Origin of the sequence: Mycobacterium heckeshornense, from assembly GCF_016592155.1 — a bacterium.
GTDB lineage: Bacteria > Actinomycetota > Actinomycetes > Mycobacteriales > Mycobacteriaceae > Mycobacterium > Mycobacterium heckeshornense.
Window position 1 is genome coordinate 4,465,750 of sequence record NZ_AP024237.1, and the last position, 18,899, is coordinate 4,484,648.

The following is an 18,899-nucleotide window of genomic DNA, read 5'->3' on the forward strand; positions in this document are numbered from 1 at the left end:
ATGGCGGAATGCACCAAAACCGCGCCTGCCCGGGTGTTAGTGACGGCCGCGTCGCAGTGGGCAGCCGCACCCACGAGTCGATCGTCGACTGCTATACGTTGCGCAGCAGCTCTTGGTCGGCCGGAGTCACGTTGACCCGCTCGGTGTAACAGATCGCCGCCAACTCCCGCCAACTCCCGCGTTGGCGAACGAGGTAGCCACAAGCCGTTTGCTGGCTGGCGTTTCGAGCACTGTCCGGCAGACGGTTGGCGCGGCGGTGACATCGGGCCCGTACGTCACCGGCCGCGGACGGCGCGCAGCGACGATCTTGGGCTGTTGCGGTGCTGCTTTACGCAGGTTGCGGGGGTGGCCACAGTGCCGACCGGACACACCTATGTCACCACCCCGGGCAGCGCGCTGCTGGTCCCGGCCCTCTGCCAACCCACCGGCGCAACAGCCGACCCGCCAGCCAGCCCACCCCAGCACTACTGCGGGGACCGCAGCGCGATGATGCCCAAACGCCGGCGCACCCGCGCCCACGACCGCGCACAGCGCATCGCCACCGAACGCCGCCACAACCGCCAAGCACGCCTCGCCCGCCAAGAAAAAACCCCAACTACTCCAACCTGCCCCCACCCGACAACAACGACGACCCACCACCGTTCTGATGCGGCATGGCTATGGCCGCACCTGCTTTCGGTGCCGCTGATCGTGGCCCGGGACACCGTTGACGCCGTCGATGGACTGGGCGTAGGTACCCACGGCGAACGCCACGCCGGAGCCCATGATGGCAAGGGCATCTCGATTCACGTTGTCAAGCGTGTCGCGGGCACTGTGGTAGTTCGGGTCGAAGGCCACTCCTGCTTGACCGCCCCAAATCCGGGCTTGCACGGTGGTTTTCGTCTGCGACGAACCGGAGGTCATGCCGCCGATCGGCACGCCCGCAACCAGGAAGGGGCTGTAGTCGCTTTTGGTGCTCAGCGGCAGATCGAAGGGCCGCTTGCCGGCCAGGTTCAGATAACCGGCCAGGGTGCGCTCGATACCGGCCGAGCCGGTCGGCACCTCCTGCGGCGCACCGCCGGAACCGCCCGGCGCGGACTGGTCGCCGTCGTCGGTGAAGAATCCCGCGTTCGCTGAGCCCAGCGTGTCGAAATTCAGGTACAGCGCAACGTCGTTGAGTTCGTCGCGGCCCAAGCCGAACACGTAGTCCAGTGAACCGTTGAGCCCGGATTCCTCCGCACCCCAAAACGCGAATCGCACCATGTTGGTCAGCCGCGGGGACGAGCCCAGTTGCAGCGCGGTCTCCAGCACCGCGGCTACGCCAGTCGCGTTGTCGTTGATCCCCGGCCCTTGCGGCACGCTGTCCAGATGCGCACCCACCATCACGACGTCGTGGGCCGACCCGGTCTTGGTCTGCGCCAAGACATTGCGCGACGTGATCTTGACGGTGGCGGTGTCCAGCGTGAGCCGCACCGGCCCGGTGGTGTCGCGCAGAGCGGCCGCGCCCTCGGCGCCGACGACCGCGACCGGCATGGTGAGCTGGTCGTAGTAGCCGGGGTTGAACAGCTTGGGCGGCGCGCCTGCGTGGCCGGGCTCGCTGGTGACGACCAGCGCGGCGGCGCCCTTGGCTGCGGCGGCCTTCTGCTTGTCGACCACGGTGCAGCCGCTGTCGTCGACGACGGCGATCGCGCCTTTCGGGGCTGCGCCCGCATAGTCGCTGACCGCACAACCGGCCGCCTTAGCCGGTCGCATCACGGGGGCCGTTATCCCGCCAGGCGGTGTCTGCACCAGCAGCGACGCCTGGTCAACGGCATAGTCGTGATCGGCGATGGTCAGCCTCGGCTGGCCTGCCGAAGCTGTGTAGAGCCGGTCGAATTGCGGCGTCGATACATCGAAGCCCTTGTTGCGCAGTGCTTTCGCGACATAGTCGACGCTCGCAGCAAAACCCGGCGTGCCCTCGGCTCGATTGCCTTTGTGGGCATTTGCGATGTCCTGCAAGGCGCGCAGATGGGCAAACATCGCGTCCACGGTCACCTTGGCCGCCAAAACATCACCGAAATGCGGCGATGCCGGGTGCGACGACGAGCACGCCGCCAGCAGGCCGACCGTCAGCGCCAGGGTCGCACCCGCGGGACGGATCATGACGTGGTGATCGCGTGGCGGGTGCGGTCTTCCCGGATCGGGACACCGTTGCGCCCGCTGAGATCCTGCGCGTACAGACCGACCGCGTAGGCGACACCCCCGCCCAGGATGCCCAGCGGGGTGCGGTCGATCTGGTCCAGTGTGTCGGTCTTCTTGTGGTAGTTAGGGTCAAACGGCTCGCCGGGCGTTCCGCCCCACAGCTTGGCTTGCTCTTCGGACTTCTTGTTTTCCGCCCCGGAGAACAATCCACCCGACGGGATGCCGGCCTGCGTGAACCCGTCATAGTCCGAGCGGCCGTCGAATGAGGTGTCCTGCGCGGTCTTACCGGCCGACTTCAGGTAGGCAACCAACGAGCGCTCGATACCGGCCGAGCCCTCCGGAACCACCGGGTTACCCCGCTGGTCCGCCGGAAGCGATTGGTCCCCGTCGTAGGTGAAGTAGCCAGGGTTGGGAGAACCCAGCATGTCGAAGTTGAGGTACAGCGCGATGTCCTTGAGCCCGTCGACATCGAGCGATTCGATGTACTTGCGCGACCCGATCAACCCGAGTTCCTCCGCGCCCCAGAAGCCGAATCGCACGGCGTTGTGAATTTTCGGCGAATTTCCAAGCCGTAGAGCGGTTTCCAATACCGCTGCCACTCCAGAGCCATTGTCGTTGATGCCGGGCCCTTCGGGCACGCTGTCGAGATGCGCGCCGGCCATCACCACATCGGTGGTCGAACCGGTCTTGGTCTGGGCGATGACGTTGCGGGCCTGAAACGTCTGGGTTTCGGCCTTGAGCTTGACGGTGGTTGGTCCGGGCTGGGCACGCAGCTGTGCACCGTCGGCCTTGGTGACGCTGACCACCGGGATCTTGACGTCGGTGTTCTCGCCGAGCGTGCCGCCCATCTCCTTTTCATCGACGTTGTCGGCCACCACCATTGCCACCGCACCGCGCTCCACAGCCACCTTTTCCTTCTGCGCGAACGGGCACGTACCGCGGTCCACCAACACCACAGCACCTTGCACCGGCAAGCCATCGTAATCGGAGGCGGTGCAGCCGGGGCTGTCGTCGGCGGGCGCTGCCACCAGCGGGCCACTCACCCCGTCCGCCGGGGTGGCCAGACTGAACTGCACCGCATGCGCCTCCACCGTCCTGCCACTCACGGTCACCGATCCCGGGTCGGCGTGAAACACTCGGGCGGAAAACTGCGGGGTTTGCACATCGAAACCATTGTCCCGCAAAGTCTTCGCGACATAGTCGACACTTGCCTCGTAACCGGGGGTGCCCACCGCGCGGGTGCCGTTGTTGGCGTCGGCGATCTCTTGCAGCTTCGACAAGTGGGCCATCATCGCCTCGGTGCTGATCCGGCCGCGGAGCCCTTCGGCGAACCGCACCGCGGCGGGTTTCTCGCCTGCCGGTGCCGAGGTGCTCGGCGGGCGAGCGCAACCGCCGACCAAAACCGTGACGGCGGCAACTGTCGAAAGGATCGCCTTCGATGCGTTTTCCACGTCGACCACGTTAGACGGCTCAGCGGTATCAGCAGCGGAGAGGACTGGTGCATCAGCCCGCAGGCATGGTGCCCTGCGGCGCTGCTGACCGCACCCTGCGGGCGAATCACGCCGTCGCGCCGGCGAACCGGTCGCGGCGCAGGTAGGCGTGGATGGTGGTTCCGTCCGCTGAGATGTGGGTGCGCACCAGATCGGCCACCGCGTTGACGACGAAAAGCCCGTAGGGTCCCGACCCGGCGCCGGCCGGCGGTCGGCGTCCCGCCAACGGATCGGCCGACTGCCCGTCGTCACGTGCTTCGCAAACCACGTAGCCGTCGGTGTGCCACAACGCCAGCCGGCACGGCCCACCGGAGTGGTCCAGGCTGTTGGTGGCCAGTTCGGTGATGATCAACTGCAGGTCCGCGATCGCTTCGTCGGACATGCCCAGCAACCGGGCATACCGGCCGCCGTACCGCCGGGCGGGCCGAAGGTCGGCGAATGCCGCGACCGGGTAGGTCACCGCGGCGGGGTTGGTAGTCAGCGGCTCGTTGCAGCGCTCAAGTGCCACGTCGACCGCGTAGTCGCGGCTGGACCGGTGCCGGCCGTCCACCCAAATCAGCGGATGCGTGACGCGGGCATCCGCCAGCACCCGGTCGGCCAGCCGGGACGCGTCGTACAGGCAGATTCCGGTCACGCGCCGATCGGCGAAGGCCAGGTTGACCAACGCCTCGTGCTGCACGCAGGCCGGGTATTCGACCGACCGGCGGCCCGGCCACACCGGTTCGCCGATCAGCCGGACGGGCCGGTGACGATGGCGCTCCACGAAGGCGCCCGCCAGCCCCAGCAGCCGGCCCGGGTTGCGGCCCACCTCGGTGATGTCGGCCAGTGTCACCTCGGTGTCGTCGGCCACCGGCCCCAAGGCGTCCGACAGGGATGCCAGCTTGTCGCGGGGCACGCCGACCCACACCGGCTCGTAGTTGCGCACCCCGTCTTGCACGGCCGCTACCACAGAATCCAGGCATTCCCGCTGGGAGCGGTAGAACAGCGCCGAGTGCACCAGGCTGGCGTCTTGAGCCGGGGTGATCGTGGTCATGTGACGGCTCCAGTCGGTAGACGCTGCAGGTGGCCGCGATGATTGGTCCCGCCGGGGGCTTACCCGATGCGACGGCTCCTTAATCAACCGCGCCGACGCCCACCTGTGCTGTCACCAGATCCGCGATCGCGCGCATACCCGCGGCGTTGGGGTGAAACGGAGCCGGCCGCCACGGCAGCGGCCAGGCAGCGCCGACGGTCCAGGGATCCGGCGACCAAGCGTGGTGTTCGCGGCTGGCCTGCCCGGCGCGCACCACCTCACAGCCGCTGGCCCGGGCGGCGCAGGCGGTGAGTTCCTCCAGGCGTGCCGCGACGTGCCGGCCCAGGTCGGCGTCGGCCGGCGAAAGCGGCGGCGCGCCGTGCCCGGCCGGCGGCAGCAGCGTGAGGTAGTCGACGAAGAGCACCCGCGCGGCGGGGGCGCGCCGGCGCACCGCCGCACCGACCGCGCGCAGCGAGTCGCCGACCCGGGTGAGCGCCTGCTCGCGGGCATCGCGGTCCAGCAGGGTGCGGACGTTGGGCAGTATCCGCGCTGCCCGGGGCATAGCGGCGGCCATGAGCAGCGGGATGTAGCCGACGTCGTTACCGCCGATCGTGATGGTGACCAGTGCCTCCGAACCGTCCAGCGCGTCGATCTGCGGCCGCGTGCCGCGCTGGCGTTCGGCCAGGATGTGTGCGGTGGTGGCGCCGGAAAAGGTGACGTCGACCAGATCGAGGTTCAGCCGCCGGGCGACCAGATGCGCGTAGTTGCGCGCTGATCGGCCCGACCCCCACGGCGCGCCCGTGGCGCGCGGCCGGATGCCCGGGCCGGCCGCCATCGAACTTCCCAGCGCCACATACCGTTTCATCAGTTAACTGCTCCGGCTCCTTGCTCGCAAGCCCAGCTTTCTCGCCGCCATCCTCACAGTGGTGGGCTGGAGGCGTGCGCCCAGAACCGTTTCGGGATGCGCCCCGCGTGGCGGGCCAGGTAGCCCGCGGTGACGGCGGCAGCCATGGCTGCGGCCATCGCGGGCGGGTCGGCGGCCCGGGTCACCGCGCTGGCCAGCAGCACCGCGTCGCAGCCCAGCTCCATGGCCAGCGCGGCATCGCTGGCGGTGCCGATGCCGGCGTCGAGCACCACCGGAACACCCGCGGCTGCGACGATCATCTCGATGTTGTGCGGGTTGGCGATGCCCAGCCCGGTGCCGATCGGTGAGCCCAGCGGCATCACGGCCGCACACCCGGTGTCCTCCAGCCGTTTGGCCAGCACCGGGTCGTCGTTGGTGTAGGGCAGCACCACAAAACCGTCGTCGACTAATTGTTCTGCGGCCCTTACTAATTCGACAGGATCGGGGAGCAGGGTGCGCTCGTCGGCGATGACTTCCAGTTTGACCCATTCGGTGCCCAGCGCTTCACGGGCCAGCTGCGCCGTCAGCACCGCCTCGGCGGCGCTGCGGCATCCGGCGGTGTTGGGCAGCGGCGTGATGCCCAACCGGTTCAGCAGATCGAGCATCCCGGTGCCGCCCTCCGCGTCGACCCGGCGCATCGCGACGGTCGTCAGCTCGGTGCCCGATGCGACCAGCGCCTCCTCCAGCACCGCCAGGTTGGTCGCCCCGCCGGTGCCCATGATCAGCCGCGACGAAAAGCTGCGGCCGGCGATCGTCAACTTCGAATCAGCCACCCTGCACCGCCGTCACCACCTCGAGCCGTGCACCATCAAAAAGTGCTGTCTGCCACTGATTCCGGGGAAGAACCGTCCGATCCAGCGCCACCGCGATACCCCGGTCGGGGTAGCCCAGCGCCCGCAGCAACCCGGCGACCGTCATTTCGTCGTCGACCTGGACCCGCTGCTCGTTGACCAGAACCATCATCTGTGTGCTCCCACCGGAATCAGTTCGGACACAATCTGTTCAGCAGTCCACGGCGCCAGCAGGAAACCATTGCGGCCATGCCCCGCGGCGACCAGGGTGCGTTGGTCCAGGCGGCGCACCAACGGTAGGTTGTCCGGTGTCATCGGCCGCAGTCCCGCGGTGCACTCGGCCAACTCGTATTCGCCGAGGGCCGGCAGCACCGTGCAGGCGTCGTCGAGCAGATCGCGGACACCGGAGACGACCGGTGCCGTGTCACGGCCGCGCTCGTATTGGGTGGCGCCGACCACCACCCCGTCGGCGCGTGGCACCAGATACACCTGCCGACCATGCACCCGGGCCCGAATCACCCGCCGCGGCACCGGCATACAGCCCTTGCGCCAGCGCAGCCGCAGCACCTCGCCCTTCACCGGCCGGATGGGCAGACCCTGCCACAACGCCGGGGCGTCGATGCCGTTGGCGATCACCACCGCGTCGGCGTCGACGCTGTCCAGCTCGGGCACGGGCCCGGCCCACCGCACGCCGAGTCGCTCGCAGGCCGCAGCCAGCCCGTCCAGGACGGCACGATTGTCGACCGCAAGCTCGGTGGGCGCCCGAAAGCCGTGCCGGATTCCTTGCGCTAGAAGGGGTTCCACGTCACGGGCAGCAGACTCCCACACCACCGGGTGGCCCTGGGCGGACAGCCAGTCCGCGACGGTGCGCAGCTCGACCGCGTCGGCGGAGTCGACGGCCACCACCAGCGATTCGCGGGCGGTGATCACCTGCGAGGACAGCCCTTCGAGAAAATCGCCCTGGTGCCACAGCCGCAGCGACTCCAGACCCAGGTGCAACAGCCGTTCCTCACCGGGACCGGGCCAGGCTTCGCTGTGCGGGGCCAGCATGCCGGCGGCCACCCAGGAGGCGCCGCGTTCTTTGCTGCGGTGCACCCGCACCGACCAGCCGCCCTGGGCCGCCCGGCGCGCCACCGACAGCCCAATGACGCCGCCGCCGACGACGGCCAGCGATCCCGGGCCCGGTGCCATCCTTGCTCCCTTCGCCGGCATGATCCGGATCAGGTTCGACGGTAAGGGCGGGCGCGCCCACTCTCAGCCCCCGGCTTGCGCTGCTTGCCCGGCTCCTGCCCGGGCCTTGCGGCCCGCGTCGTCACCGGGCCCTGGGACTCCCGTGTCGATCACCCACGCTAGCCGCTAGCGTCGCGGTGTGCACGAACCCCGAAGCCGTCTGGCCGCAGCCCGCCTCTATCTGTGCACCGACGCGCGCCGTGAGCGTGGTGACTTGGCTGAGTTCGCCGAGGCCGCGCTGGCCGGCGGGGTTGACATCATTCAGCTGCGGGACAAGGGGTCGGTGGGCGAGCAGCGGTTCGGCCCACTCGAAGCGCGCGGCGAGCTCGCGGCGCTGGAGATCCTCGCCGACATCGCCCGCCGGCACGCGGCCCTGGTCGCGGTCAACGATCGCGCCGATATCGCCCGCGCCGCCGGTGCCGACGTGCTGCACCTGGGCCAAAACGACCTGCCGCTGGCGGTGGCGCGCGAGATCGTGGGTCCCCGGACGCTGATCGGCCGGTCCACGCACGGCGCCGAACAGGTCGCCGCCGCGGTCGCCGACGACGTCGACTACTTCTGCGTCGGCCCCTGCTGGCCCACCCCCACCAAGCCGGGCCGCCCGGCGCCGGGCCTGCAGCTGGTGCGCGCCGCCGCCGAATTGGCCGGCGAGAAGCCGTGGTTCGCCATCGGTGGCATCGACACGCTGCGGCTGCCGCAGGTGCTCGAGGCCGGCGCCCGCCGGGTCGTGGTGGCACGGGCCATCACGGCGGCCGACGACCCGAAGGCCGCGGCGAGAAAGCTCAGTTCGGCGCTTGCAGCAGCGCGCTGATCCGGTTGCTCAGCTGCGAGGGCGCCTGATCCGGCGGGCCCGGCATGCACCAGACGAACACCCCGGCCTCGACCTCCACCGTGCACGGCAGCCGTAGCCGCCGCTCGTCGGTGGCGTGCAGCGGCACGGTGGCCGGGGCGGTGCGCAGCCGCTGCCAGCTGGCGGCGAAACCGGGATGCAACGGCAGGTCGGCCACCTCGTCTTCGGCAACCCAGCGCAGCTCGGTGCTTTCGCCGTTGGGGACCGCGGTCAGCAACTCGGCCGCGTCGGCCACGACGGTGGTGTAGGTCCAGTGGGCTCCGCGGGCCCCGAAAACCTCGGCGGTGACCACCACGCCGCGCACCGCGAGGCGTTCGGTGGGCAGGCCCGCCTCCTCGCAGGCCTCCCGAACCGCGGTCTGCTCCGGGGTTTCATGGCTGTCGCGGGCGCCGCCGGGCAGACCCCAGGTGCCGCCTTGGTGGCTCCACCACGCCCGGTGCTGGAGCAGCACGGCGGGGGTGCCGTCGGGGCGCGGTGCGCGCAGCAGCAGACCCGCCGCACCGTAGCGACCCCAGTAGCGGGCGCCGCTGTCGGAGATCACCCATCCGTCACCGTCGCCGCGCACGCGTTCAGGATAGGTGCCCGCCCGGCGACGATGCGTCCCGCGGCGCCGGAGGAAGCAGCAGCCGGCCGGACACGACATAAATGCAAGGCACGCGGCCGACCACGAGGGCTCTTAGAATTCGCTTATAGAGTTCGTTCGGTGCATGGTGCGGACGGCGGAAAGATGATGAGGTCCGAACAGACGTGACCGTGGAGTTGGCGCACCCGTCGACCGAGCCGTTGGGGTCACGGTCGCCGACCGAACCGGCTCACCCCCGTTGGTGGTTCATCGCGACCACACCGGGGCGCATCCTCACCATCGGCATCATCTTGGCGGCGCTCGGCGGGGCCAGCGCATTCGCCACCTCCACCACCATCAACCACCGCCAGCAGGCGCTGTCCACCGTGCTCAACCACACCGAGCCGCTGGCGTTCGCCGCCGGCCGGCTCTACACCACGCTGTCGGTGGCCGATGCCGCAGCCGCGACCGCATTCATCGCCCAAGCCGAGCCGCGCACCGTACGTCAGCGCTACGAGCAGGCGATCACCGACGCCGCGGTGGCGGTGACCCGAGCCTCGAGCGGGCTGACCGACGAGCCACTGGGCAAGTGCGGTCGCACCGAGTCGGCGGTGTTGATGCTTGGCAGAATCAACGCCGAACTGGCGGTCTACACCGGGCTGATCGAGATCGCGCGCACCAATAACCGGGCGGGCAACCCGGTCGGCGCGTCGTATCTGTCGGAGGCCTCGGCGTTGATGCAGTCGACGATTCTGCCCGACGCGCAATGCCTTTACCAGGCGACCTCGGCGCGGGTGGATACCGAAACCACCGCCTCAACCCAGATCCCCGCGCCGGTGATCCTGGTTGTCGCCACCACGATCGTCTTTGGTGCGTATGCACACCGCTGGCTGGCCCGGCGCACCAGACGGCGGATCAACCCCGGTCTGGTGGTGGGCGCGCTCGCGATCCTAGTTATGGTGGTTTGGGTGGGGACGGCGCTGACGATTTCCACGACCGGCAGCCGCAGCGCGAAAGACACTGCGGCAGAATCACTTAAGACAATCACGAACCTCGCGATCACCGCCCAGCAGGCGCGCGCCGACGAAACCCTGGCGCTGATCCGGCGCGGCGACGAAGAGGTCCGCAAACAGTCCTTCTACCAACGCATCGACAGCATGCATCAGCAGCTCGCGCAGTATCTGTCGCGACCCGATGCCGTCGACCGAAGCGACCTGCAAGGCGCCGACCAGTTGCTGGACCGGTGGCGGCAGGCCAACGAGCGGATCAACTCCTACATCGCTGTGGGCAACTACCGGGCCGCCACCGAGGTGGCGCTGGGCCACGGCGAAGACGACTCCACCCCCGCGTTCGACAAGCTCGACGAGGCGCTGGGCAAGACCATGCAGCAGAGTCGCGAGCAACTGCGCACCGACATCCTCAATGCGCGCCGCGGATTGTCCGGCGCCACGGTGGGCGCCGTGGTGCTGAGCCTGGGGGCCGCGATCGCGGTCGCCCTGGGTCTGTGGCCCCGGCTGAACGAGTACCGGTGATGACGCGCATGCCGACGATCCGGCCACGGTGGATAGCCCTGGTGTTCGCCGCGGCAACCGTGCTGGCCGGCTGCGGCCAGCCGGCGCCGCGGGTGGTGGAGTCGGTGCCGACGTTGCCGCCGCCCACGCCGGCCGGTATGCAGGAGTTGCCGGTGCAGCCGCCGCTCCCGGAGACGAACTCCCGCGCCGACTGCGATCTCACCGCGAGCCTGCGCCCGTTTCCCACCAAGGCCGAAGCCGACGACGCGGTGGCCGGCATCCGCGCCCGCGGCCGGCTGGTCGTCGGGCTCGACATCGGCAGCAACCTGTTCAGCTTCCGCGATCCGATCACCGGCGAGATCACCGGTTTTGACGTCGACATCGCCGGCGAGGTGGCGCGCGACATCTTCGGCACCCCGTCAGCGGTCGAGTACCGGATCCTGTCGTCCGACGAACGGGTGACCGCGCTGCAGAAGTCACTGGTCGACATCGTCGTCAAGACCATGACGATCACCTGCGAGCGGCGCAAGCTGGTCAACTTCTCCACCGTGTATCTCGACGCCTACCAGCGCATCCTGGCCCCGCGTGATTCGGCGATCACCAAACCCGCCGACCTGCCCGGCAAGCGGGTCTGCGTGGCCAAGGGCACCACGTCGCTGCGGCGGATCCGGGAAATCGCGCCGCCACCGATCATCGTGTCCGTGGTGAACTGGGCCGACTGCCTGGTGACGTTGCAGCAGCGCCAGGTTGACGCCGTCAGCACCGACGACTCCATCCTGGCCGGCCTGGTGTCGCAGGATCCCTACCTGCACATCGTCGGGCCCAACATGGACACCCAGCCCTACGGCATCGGGATCAATCTCAACAACACCGGGCTGGTGCGGTTCGTCAACGGCACGCTGGAACGCATCCGCCGCGACGGCACCTGGAACACCTTGTACCGCAAGTGGTTAACGGTCTTGGGCCCGGCACCGGCCCCGCCCGCCGCGAGGTATCTGGACTGATGGCCGAACCGAGGGACCGACGCGAAGAGCAGGGCCGGCACGACGAGAGCCCGGCCGACTCGGCCTCGATGCGGCGCGCCATGTCCACCCGTGCGATCTTCCGCCCGGAGTTCGACGACTCCGAGCGCACCTCGGTGCCCACGGTCGACATCGAGCCGCAGCAGCGGTTGCCGGTCACCGCGACGCGCGCGGTCCCGCCGGTGCGACGGCTGGGTGGCGGGCTGGTGGAGGTGCCGCGCGTGCCCTACACCGACCCGCTCGAAGCCTTGATGGACAACCCGGTCGTGCCGGAGTCGAGGCGGTTCTGCTGGAACTGCGGCCGGCCGGTGGGCCGCTCCGGCCCGGACGGGAAAGCGGCCTCTGAGGGCTGGTGCCCGTATTGCGGAAGCCCGTATTCGTTTCTGCCGCAACTGAATCCGGGTGACATCGTCGCCGGACAGTACGAGGTGAAGGGCTGCATCGCGCACGGTGGGCTGGGCTGGGTATACCTGGCGTTCGACAAGAACGTCAACGACCGCCCGGTGGTGCTCAAAGGCCTGGTGCATTCCGGCGACGCCGAGGCACAGAAGATGGCGATGGCCGAACGCCAGTTCCTGGCCGAGGTGGTGCACCCGTCGATCGTTCAGATCTTCAATTTCGTCCAGCACCCGGACCGGCACGGCGAGCCGGTCGGCTACATCGTGATGGAGTACGTCGGCGGGCAATCGCTCAAGCGGGCCAAGGGCGAGAAGCTTCCGGTCGCCGAGGCGATCGCCTACATCCTGGAAATCCTGCCCGCGCTCGGCTACCTGCATTCCATCGGCCTGGTCTACAACGATCTGAAGCCGGAGAACATCATGTTGACCGAGGAGCAGCTCAAGCTCATCGACCTCGGCGCGGTGTCGCGGATCAACTCGTTCGGCTACCTCTACGGCACCCCCGGCTATCAGGCCCCGGAGATCGTTCGGACCGGCCCGACCGTGGCCACCGACATCTACACGGTGGGACGCACCTTGGCGGCGTTGACGGTGCATCTGCGCACCCGCAACGGCCGCTACGTGGAAGGGCTGCCCGACGACGACCCGGTCCTGGCCACATACGACTCGTTCGCCCGGCTGCTGCGCCGGGCCATCGACCCCGACCCGCGGCGGCGGTTCAGCAGCGCCGAGGAGATGTCCGGACAGCTGATGGGGGTGCTGCGCGAGGTAGTCGCCCACGACACCGGGGTGCCGCGGCCGGGGCTGTCGACGATCTTTTCCCGCTCCCGCTCCACGTTCGGGGTCGACCTGCTGGTCGCACACACCGACGTGTACCTCGACGGGCAGGTGCATTCGGAGAAGCTGACCGCCAGGGAGATCGTCACCGCCCTGCAGGTGCCGCTGGTCGACCCGGCCGACGTAGCCGCGCCGTTGCTGCAGGCCACCGTGCTCTCGCAGCCGGTGCAGACCCTCGATTCGTTGCGCGCGTTCCGGCACGGCTCCCTGGACGACGAGGGCATCGACCTGTCGGAGTCGGTCGAGCTGCCGCTGATGGAAGTGCGGGCGCTGCTCGACCTCGGCGACGTCGGCAACGCCACCCGCAAACTCGACGACCTGGCCGAACGGGTCGGCTGGCGGTGGCGGCTGGTGTGGTATCGGGCGGTATCGGAGCTGCTGACCGGCGACTACGACTCAGCCATCCAGCATTTCACCGAAGTGCTGGACACCTTCCCCGGTGAGCTGGCGCCCAAGATGGCGCTGGCGGCGACCCACGAACTGGCCGGCACCGGCGAGCAGGAGAAGTTCTACCGCGCTGTCTGGCAAACCGACAATGGGGTGATCTCGGCGGCATTCGGATTGGCCAGGGCGCTGCTGGCCGCCGGCGACCGGGCCGGCGCGGTGCGCACCCTCGACGAAGTGCCAGCCACCTCAAGGCATTTCACCACTGCGCGGCTGACCAGTGCGGTGACGCTGCTGTCGGCGCGTTCGCGAAAAGAGATCACCGAGGAGGAGATCCGCGACGCTGCTCGACGGGTGGAGGCGCTGCCGCCCACCGAGCCCCGGGTGCTGCAGATCCGCGCCCTGGTGTTGGGCACGGCGATGGACTGGCTGGAGAACCACGAGGCCAGTACCAATCACATCCTCGGCTACCCGTTCACCAGGCACGGACTGCGGCTCGGGGTCGAGGCGTCGCTGCGCAGCCTGGCGCGGGTCGCCCCCACCCAGGCGCACCGTTACACCCTGGTCGACATGGCGAACCGGGTGCGGCCCACCAGCACGTTCTAGCGTCCGCGGGCGCACGGCTGGTCAGGTTGCCAGCAGCTTGACGACCTGATCGTTGCCGTAATCGGTGACGTAAATGCTGCCGTCCCTGTCCACCGCGACGCCCTCGGTGTAGCTGAGGTCGGGGACCTGGAGCACGACCTGCTTGGTCGCGCCCGCGGTCAACCTCAACACCCGGCTGCCGTCGGTGACGTAGAGGCTGTCCGACGCATCCACCGCCAACCCGGACGGATCCTTCAGGCCGGTGAACGGCAGCACGGTCTGACGGGTGTCGCCCGCCGCCAACTTCAGCACGCGATTGTTGCCGGTGTCGGCGACGTAGACGCTGCCCTCCTTGTCCACCGCGACACCCTTGGGACGCTCGAGGTCGGCGAACGGCAGCACCGTCTGAGCGGACGACCCCGCCGCCAACTTCACCACCCGATCGTTGCCGGTATCCACGACGTACACGCTGCCCGACGCATCCACCGCCAAGCCCTCCGGCCGGTTGAGGCCGGTGAACGGCAGCACGGTCTGGCTGCCGGCGCCGGCCGGCAGCTTGACCACCCGATCGTTGTCGGTGTCGCCGACGTAGACGCTGGCGTCCTTGTCCACCGCCAATCCGTACGGTTCCTTCAGCCCGGTGAACGGCAGCACGGTCTGTGTCGTCGACCCGGAGGCCAGCTTCATCACCCGATCGTTTTCGACGTTGGAAACATAGACGCTGCCCGCCGAATCGACCGCCACACCCTGTGGTCCGGTCAAACCGGTGAACGGTAGCACCGTCTTTCGATAAGCGGTCGGTGCGGGTTTGGTCGGCCCGGACGCCTGGGTGGACAGGTTCGAGGCGAGCCGCCACACCACGATGCCGGCGGCGGTCAAAACCAGCACCGCCACCACCGCGATGGCCAGGGGCAGCAGCTTCGAGCGCCGCCAGGCCGGCGCGGTGTACTCATCCGGGTAGGAATCGGCGTAGAAGTCGGGGTAGGAGTCGGCGTAGGACTCCGGGTAGGAATCCAGGTCGGGCTGCTGCTCAGCGGGACGGTCCGGCGGGCGCCGTCGCGCGACCATCGCGGCGAGGTCACTGGCCCGGCCCACCATGGTGGGCTGGTCGCCAAGGGTTTGCGCCGAAAGCGCATCGCGGGCGGCACGCACAAGGTCGCCGGCGGTAGCGAACCTGTGCCGTGGATCCTTCGCCATCCCGCGCGCGATCACCGCGTCGAAGCGTGGTGAAATAGCTTGTGGCCGTATGCGACTCGGCTTCGGCGGTGCCGCGGTCAGATGCGCCTTGATGACCTGGCCCACGGTGGCCGCAGCCGGGAATGGCCGCTCTCCGGTGAGCAGCTCGCTCAGCACGCAGGCAAGCGAATACACGTCTGCGCGGCTGCTGGGCCGCTGGTTGTCGAATCGCTCGGGCGCCGTGTAGGCATAGGTGCCCGCGGTGGGGCGCGGTGCGCTCAGCTCCGGGTCGGCGACGCCGAAGCCGAGCAGGTAGGCGGCATCGTCGGTGACCAGGATGTTCTCCGGCCTGACATCGCGATGGATCAGACGATGACCGCGCGCCGCATCCAGGGCCGCGGCGACCTGCTCGATCATCGCCACCGCCCGCTCGGGGTTCACCGGCCCGAACGTCGCCAGCAGCGACCACAGCGTCTGGCCCGCAATCAACGGTGCGGCGACGTAGCACACGCCGCCGACCTCACCCCAATCCCGGATCTGTAGGACATGGGGTTCAGCCAGCCGGGCGACGATGGGCATCTCGGCGGCGAACCGCTGGCGGTCCACGGCGGGAGGCAACAGGGTAAGCGCGACCGGGTGGTCGTCCGCCGTGTCGAGGGCGTCGTAGAGACGGCCCACACCGGTCTGGCCGACTATCGCCCGTATCCGGTAGCGCCCGAATCGCGTCCCGATCCGTTCGTCAGCTGACGGCTCACCCATCGTGTGCCCTTGTCTCGATTGCGATTAGGCAGTCGCGGGCGATGGCCAGCTCTTCGTTGGTGGGGACTACCAGCACCGTGACCGGCGAGTCGTCCGCGGAAATTCGGCGCGCGCCGGTGCCCGCGGTGGTGTTGCGGCGCTCATCGAGCTTGATGCCGAGGCCCGCCATCCCGCTCAGCGCGTCGCGGCGCACCGCCGCGGCGTTTTCACCGATGCCGGCGGTAAAGCTCACCACATCGGTGTGCCCCAGCACCGCGAGGTAGGCGCCGATGTACTTGCGCAACCGGTGGATGAACACGTCGTAGGCCAACTGTGCTGCGGTATCGCCGGATTCGATCATTTTACGCAATCGGCGAAAGTCGCGTTCGCCGGCGATTCCGAGCACGCCGGAGCGGTGGTTGAGCATCGACTCGATCTCACCGACTTCCATGCTCGCCGTTCGCCACAGATAGCTGACGATGCCGGGGTCGATGTCACCGCTGCGGGTGCCCATCACCAGACCCTCCATCGGAGTCAACCCCATCGACGTGTCGACCGGCCGACCACCGGCAATTGCCGATGCCGAGGAACCGTTACCCAGATGCAGCACAATCTGATTCAGGGCAGTTAACGGCTTACCCAAGAAGGCAGCGGCCTGCTCGCTGACGTATTGGTGTGACATTCCATGGAACCCGTAGCGCCGGATCTGCCATTTCTCGGCGAGCTTTTGGTCAATGGCATACGTCGCGGCGGCGACGGGCAGGTCGTGAAAGAACGCGGTGTCGAACACGGCCACATGCGGCACCCCGGGCAGCATCCTGCGCGCGACCTCGATCCCCTGCATCGCGGGCGGGTTGTGTAGCGGCGCCAACGGCGCCAACTCCGTGAGCCTGGCCACCAGCTCGTCGTCGACGACGGTGGGACGATAAAACCTCGTGCCGCCGTGCACCACCCGGTGGCCGACTGCGGCCAGGCCGCAGGTCTTCAGGTCGATCCCGGACTCTGCGAACCGGTCGAACACGCAACGCAGCGCCGCGTCATGGTCGGCGACCGGCGACGAGGGCTCCCCGATCTGCTCGACGATGCCACCCTCTCGGGATCTTCCTGAAACAGGCTCCAACAGTTGGTATTTCAGCGAAGACGAGCCGGCGTTGATCACCAGCACTACAGGCTCAGCCATGTGTTTGTTGCGCCTGGATCGCGGTGATGGCCACGGTGTTGACGATGTCCTCGATCAGCGCACCGCGGGACAGGTCGTTGACCGGTTTGTTCAGCCCCTGCAGCACCGGACCGATCGCGATGGCACCGGCGCTGCGCTGCACGGCCTTGTAGGTGTTGTTGCCCGTGTTGAGGTCGGGAAAGATCAACACGGTCGCACGGCCCGCGACCTGCGACTCGCGCATCTTGGCTGCCGCCACCGACGGGTCCACCGCGGCGTCGTACTGGATCGGCCCCTCGACCAGCAGATCGGGCACCCGGCTTCGCACCAATTGCGTTGCGGCCCTGACTTTGTCAACGTCGGCGCCGGTGCCGGATTCGCCAGTGGAATACGACAGCATGGCGACCCGCGGTTCGATGCCGAACTGCCCGGCGGTGCGTGCGGAGCTGATCGCAATGTCGGCAAGCTGCTCGGGTGTCGGATCCGGCACGATCGCACAGTCCCCGTATACCAGCACGCGATCCGGTAGGCACATCAAGAAGATGCTGGACACGGTGGACACGCCCGGCGCAGTCCGGATGATCTCGAAGGCCGGCCGCACGGTGTGCGCGGTGGTGTGCGCGGCACCTGACACCATGCCGTCGACATGACCGTTGTGGACAAGCATGGTGCCGAAATACGACACGTCGTGCATGATCTCGCGGGCGTGCTCGACGGTAACGCCTCTATCCTTGCGAAGCTCCGCGTACTGGGTGGCGAAGTGGTCGCACAACTCGCTGGCGTGGGGATCGACCACCGCGGTGTCGTCGATATCGACGCCGAGTTCAGCTGCCCGGGAACGGATTCGGCTCTCGTCGCCGAGAATGGTCAGGTTGGCGATGCCGCGCTGTAGCACCCGCCCGGCGGCTTTGAGGATGCGATCGTCGTCGCCTTCGGGCAGCACTATGTGCTTGCGGTCCGCGCGGGCCCGTTCGCGCAGCCGATAGGTGAACATCTGTGGCGTTGTTACCGTTGGTATCGGAATAGCCAGCTGCGCCAATAGATCCGAGATATCGACGTGGCGCTCCATCAGCTGCAGCGCAGTGTCGATCTTGCGCTGTGAGCCGATTGTGACCCTGCCGCGTGCCGACGCCACCGCGCTGGCCGTGTCGAAAGTGCCGAGCTCAGTGGCGATCAGCGGCAGCCGAAGCCGAAGTCCGGCCACCAACGCCGCGATCGAGGGATGCAGCCCAAACCCGCCGTTGAGGATGATGCACGACAGTGACGGAAAGCCCTCGGCGGCATGGGCGCTGGCGACAGCCAGCACGACGTCAGAGCGGTCGCCGGGGGTGATCACTGCGGCGCTGTCGGAAAGTCGTTCCAGCACATGCTCGGCGATCATCCCGGCGACTACCACACCCATCACTTCGCGCCCCATCAGCGCGGGGTCACCGCTGAGCAGACGTCCGTTCACAGCGCGCTGCAGATCGGCAACCGTGGGTGCCACCAGCAGCGGCTCGTCGGGCAGCACATAGGCCCGCGGGGTTGACCCGGCCGGCGTCTTGCTCAACCTTTCCTGGATGGCCTGAAGCTGCGCGGGTTCACAGCGGTTGGCCACCACCGCCACCGGGTGGGCACGCTGCTCGGCCAGCTCGGCGAGGCACACCTCGACCACATGCGAGACGTCGTCGGCGCTGCGGCCCTTGGCCCGCACCACCAGCAGCACCGGCGCGCCGAGGTTGACCGCGATACGCGCGTTGACGGACAACTCCGCGGGGCTGGTGACGTCGGTGTAGTCGCTGCCGACGATCACCACCGCGTCGCACTGATCAGCCATGGCGTGGTAACGCTCGACGATGTCGGCGATCGCGGCGTCACGGTCGGCGTGTAGTTGCTGGTAGGTCACGCCGACACAGCGCTCATACGGCAAGCCGGCGCTGGCGTGCGCCAGCAACAGCTCGAGAATGTAGTCGCGATCTTCGCCGAGGCGCGTAATCGGCCGGAACACCCCGACTTTGGGCGCCGTCGCGGTCAGTCGGTGCAGTATCCCCAGTGCGATCGTCGACTTGCCGGTGTCGCCCTCCGGCGCGGCGATGTAGATGCTGGGCATG

Annotated in this window: 15 protein-coding genes; 4 read left to right on the forward strand and 11 right to left on the reverse strand. The window is 68.5% G+C overall.

Annotation, left to right across the window (positions count from 1 at the left end; translation table 11 throughout):
• Positions 1-657: 657 nt before the first annotated feature.
• From MHEC_RS21595 to thiO, 7 genes are all read right to left on the reverse strand, one after another.
• Positions 658-2,121: a M20/M25/M40 family metallo-hydrolase gene (locus MHEC_RS21595; protein ID WP_048889490.1), complete on the reverse strand. Its 1,464-nt coding sequence runs from the start codon at positions 2,119-2,121 to the stop codon at positions 658-660.
• Positions 2,118-3,620, reverse strand: a complete 1,503-nt coding sequence (locus tag MHEC_RS21600) for a M28 family metallopeptidase (protein WP_048889489.1) — start codon at positions 3,618-3,620, stop codon at positions 2,118-2,120. The genes MHEC_RS21595 and MHEC_RS21600 overlap by 4 nt, the downstream gene beginning before the upstream one ends.
• 97 nt (positions 3,621-3,717) lie before the next feature.
• The gene (locus tag MHEC_RS21605) at positions 3,718-4,683 is read right to left on the reverse strand and encodes a sensor histidine kinase (protein ID WP_048889488.1); all 966 of its coding nucleotides are present in this window, start codon (positions 4,681-4,683) and stop codon (positions 3,718-3,720) included.
• A 79-nt stretch (positions 4,684-4,762) separates the two neighbouring features.
• Positions 4,763-5,527, reverse strand: a complete 765-nt coding sequence (locus MHEC_RS21610) for an SGNH/GDSL hydrolase family protein (RefSeq protein ID WP_048889487.1) — start codon at positions 5,525-5,527, stop codon at positions 4,763-4,765.
• A gap of 53 nt (positions 5,528-5,580) precedes the next feature.
• Positions 5,581-6,339: a thiazole synthase gene (thiG, locus tag MHEC_RS21615; RefSeq protein ID WP_048889486.1), complete on the reverse strand. Its 759-nt coding sequence runs from the start codon at positions 6,337-6,339 to the stop codon at positions 5,581-5,583.
• Positions 6,332-6,529: a sulfur carrier protein ThiS gene (gene thiS / locus MHEC_RS21620; RefSeq protein WP_048889485.1), complete on the reverse strand. Its 198-nt coding sequence runs from the start codon at positions 6,527-6,529 to the stop codon at positions 6,332-6,334. Before thiS ends, thiG begins: the two co-directional genes overlap by 8 nt.
• A complete protein-coding gene (thiO, locus tag MHEC_RS21625) occupies positions 6,526-7,548 on the reverse strand; it encodes a glycine oxidase ThiO (RefSeq protein WP_048889484.1) in 1,023 nt (340 codons plus the stop codon). The genes thiS and thiO overlap by 4 nt, the downstream gene beginning before the upstream one ends.
• A 178-nt stretch (positions 7,549-7,726) precedes the next feature.
• Between thiO and thiE the strand changes: the two genes are divergently transcribed.
• Positions 7,727-8,398 carry a thiamine phosphate synthase gene (gene thiE / locus MHEC_RS21630; RefSeq protein WP_048889483.1) on the forward strand — a complete coding sequence of 224 codons (672 nt, stop codon included), beginning with the start codon at positions 7,727-7,729 and terminating at the stop codon, positions 8,396-8,398.
• Here thiE and MHEC_RS21635 read toward each other — a convergent pair.
• A complete protein-coding gene (locus MHEC_RS21635; protein ID WP_048889482.1) occupies positions 8,370-9,002 on the reverse strand; it encodes an NUDIX hydrolase in 633 nt (210 codons plus the stop codon). The genes thiE and MHEC_RS21635 overlap by 29 nt on opposite strands.
• 182 nt (positions 9,003-9,184) lie before the next feature.
• On the opposite strand from MHEC_RS21635, the gene glnX reads away from it, so the two are divergent.
• From glnX to MHEC_RS21650, 3 genes are read left to right on the forward strand one after another with little or no spacing between them, the layout of a single operon-like run.
• Positions 9,185-10,531 carry a protein kinase G-activating protein GlnX gene (gene glnX / locus MHEC_RS21640; RefSeq protein ID WP_048889481.1) on the forward strand — a complete coding sequence of 449 codons (1,347 nt, stop codon included), beginning with the start codon at positions 9,185-9,187 and terminating at the stop codon, positions 10,529-10,531.
• Complete coding sequence (locus MHEC_RS21645; protein ID WP_048889655.1) at positions 10,531-11,514, forward strand: glutamate ABC transporter substrate-binding protein; 984 nt, start codon at positions 10,531-10,533, stop codon at positions 11,512-11,514. The genes glnX and MHEC_RS21645 overlap by 1 nt, the downstream gene beginning before the upstream one ends.
• Entirely contained in the window at positions 11,514-13,757 is a 2,244-nt protein-coding gene (locus MHEC_RS21650; RefSeq protein ID WP_071700542.1) for a serine/threonine-protein kinase PknG, read from the forward strand. Before MHEC_RS21645 ends, MHEC_RS21650 begins: the two co-directional genes overlap by 1 nt.
• 21 nt (positions 13,758-13,778) lie before the next feature.
• Here MHEC_RS21650 and MHEC_RS21655 read toward each other — a convergent pair whose 3' ends face one another.
• The 3 genes from MHEC_RS21655 to pta are packed head-to-tail and all read right to left on the reverse strand — an operon-like array spanning position 13,779 to position 18,898.
• Positions 13,779-15,671 carry a serine/threonine-protein kinase PknD gene (locus tag MHEC_RS21655; protein ID WP_048889479.1) on the reverse strand — a complete coding sequence of 631 codons (1,893 nt, stop codon included), beginning with the start codon at positions 15,669-15,671 and terminating at the stop codon, positions 13,779-13,781.
• Positions 15,664-16,830 carry an acetate kinase gene (locus tag MHEC_RS21660; RefSeq protein ID WP_048889478.1) on the reverse strand — a complete coding sequence of 389 codons (1,167 nt, stop codon included), beginning with the start codon at positions 16,828-16,830 and terminating at the stop codon, positions 15,664-15,666. Before MHEC_RS21660 ends, MHEC_RS21655 begins: the two co-directional genes overlap by 8 nt.
• Positions 16,823-18,898, reverse strand: coding sequence for a phosphate acetyltransferase (pta, locus tag MHEC_RS21665; RefSeq protein ID WP_048889477.1), 2,076 nt, complete (start codon positions 18,896-18,898; stop codon positions 16,823-16,825). The genes MHEC_RS21660 and pta overlap by 8 nt, the downstream gene beginning before the upstream one ends.
• Position 18,899 lies beyond the last annotated feature (1 nt).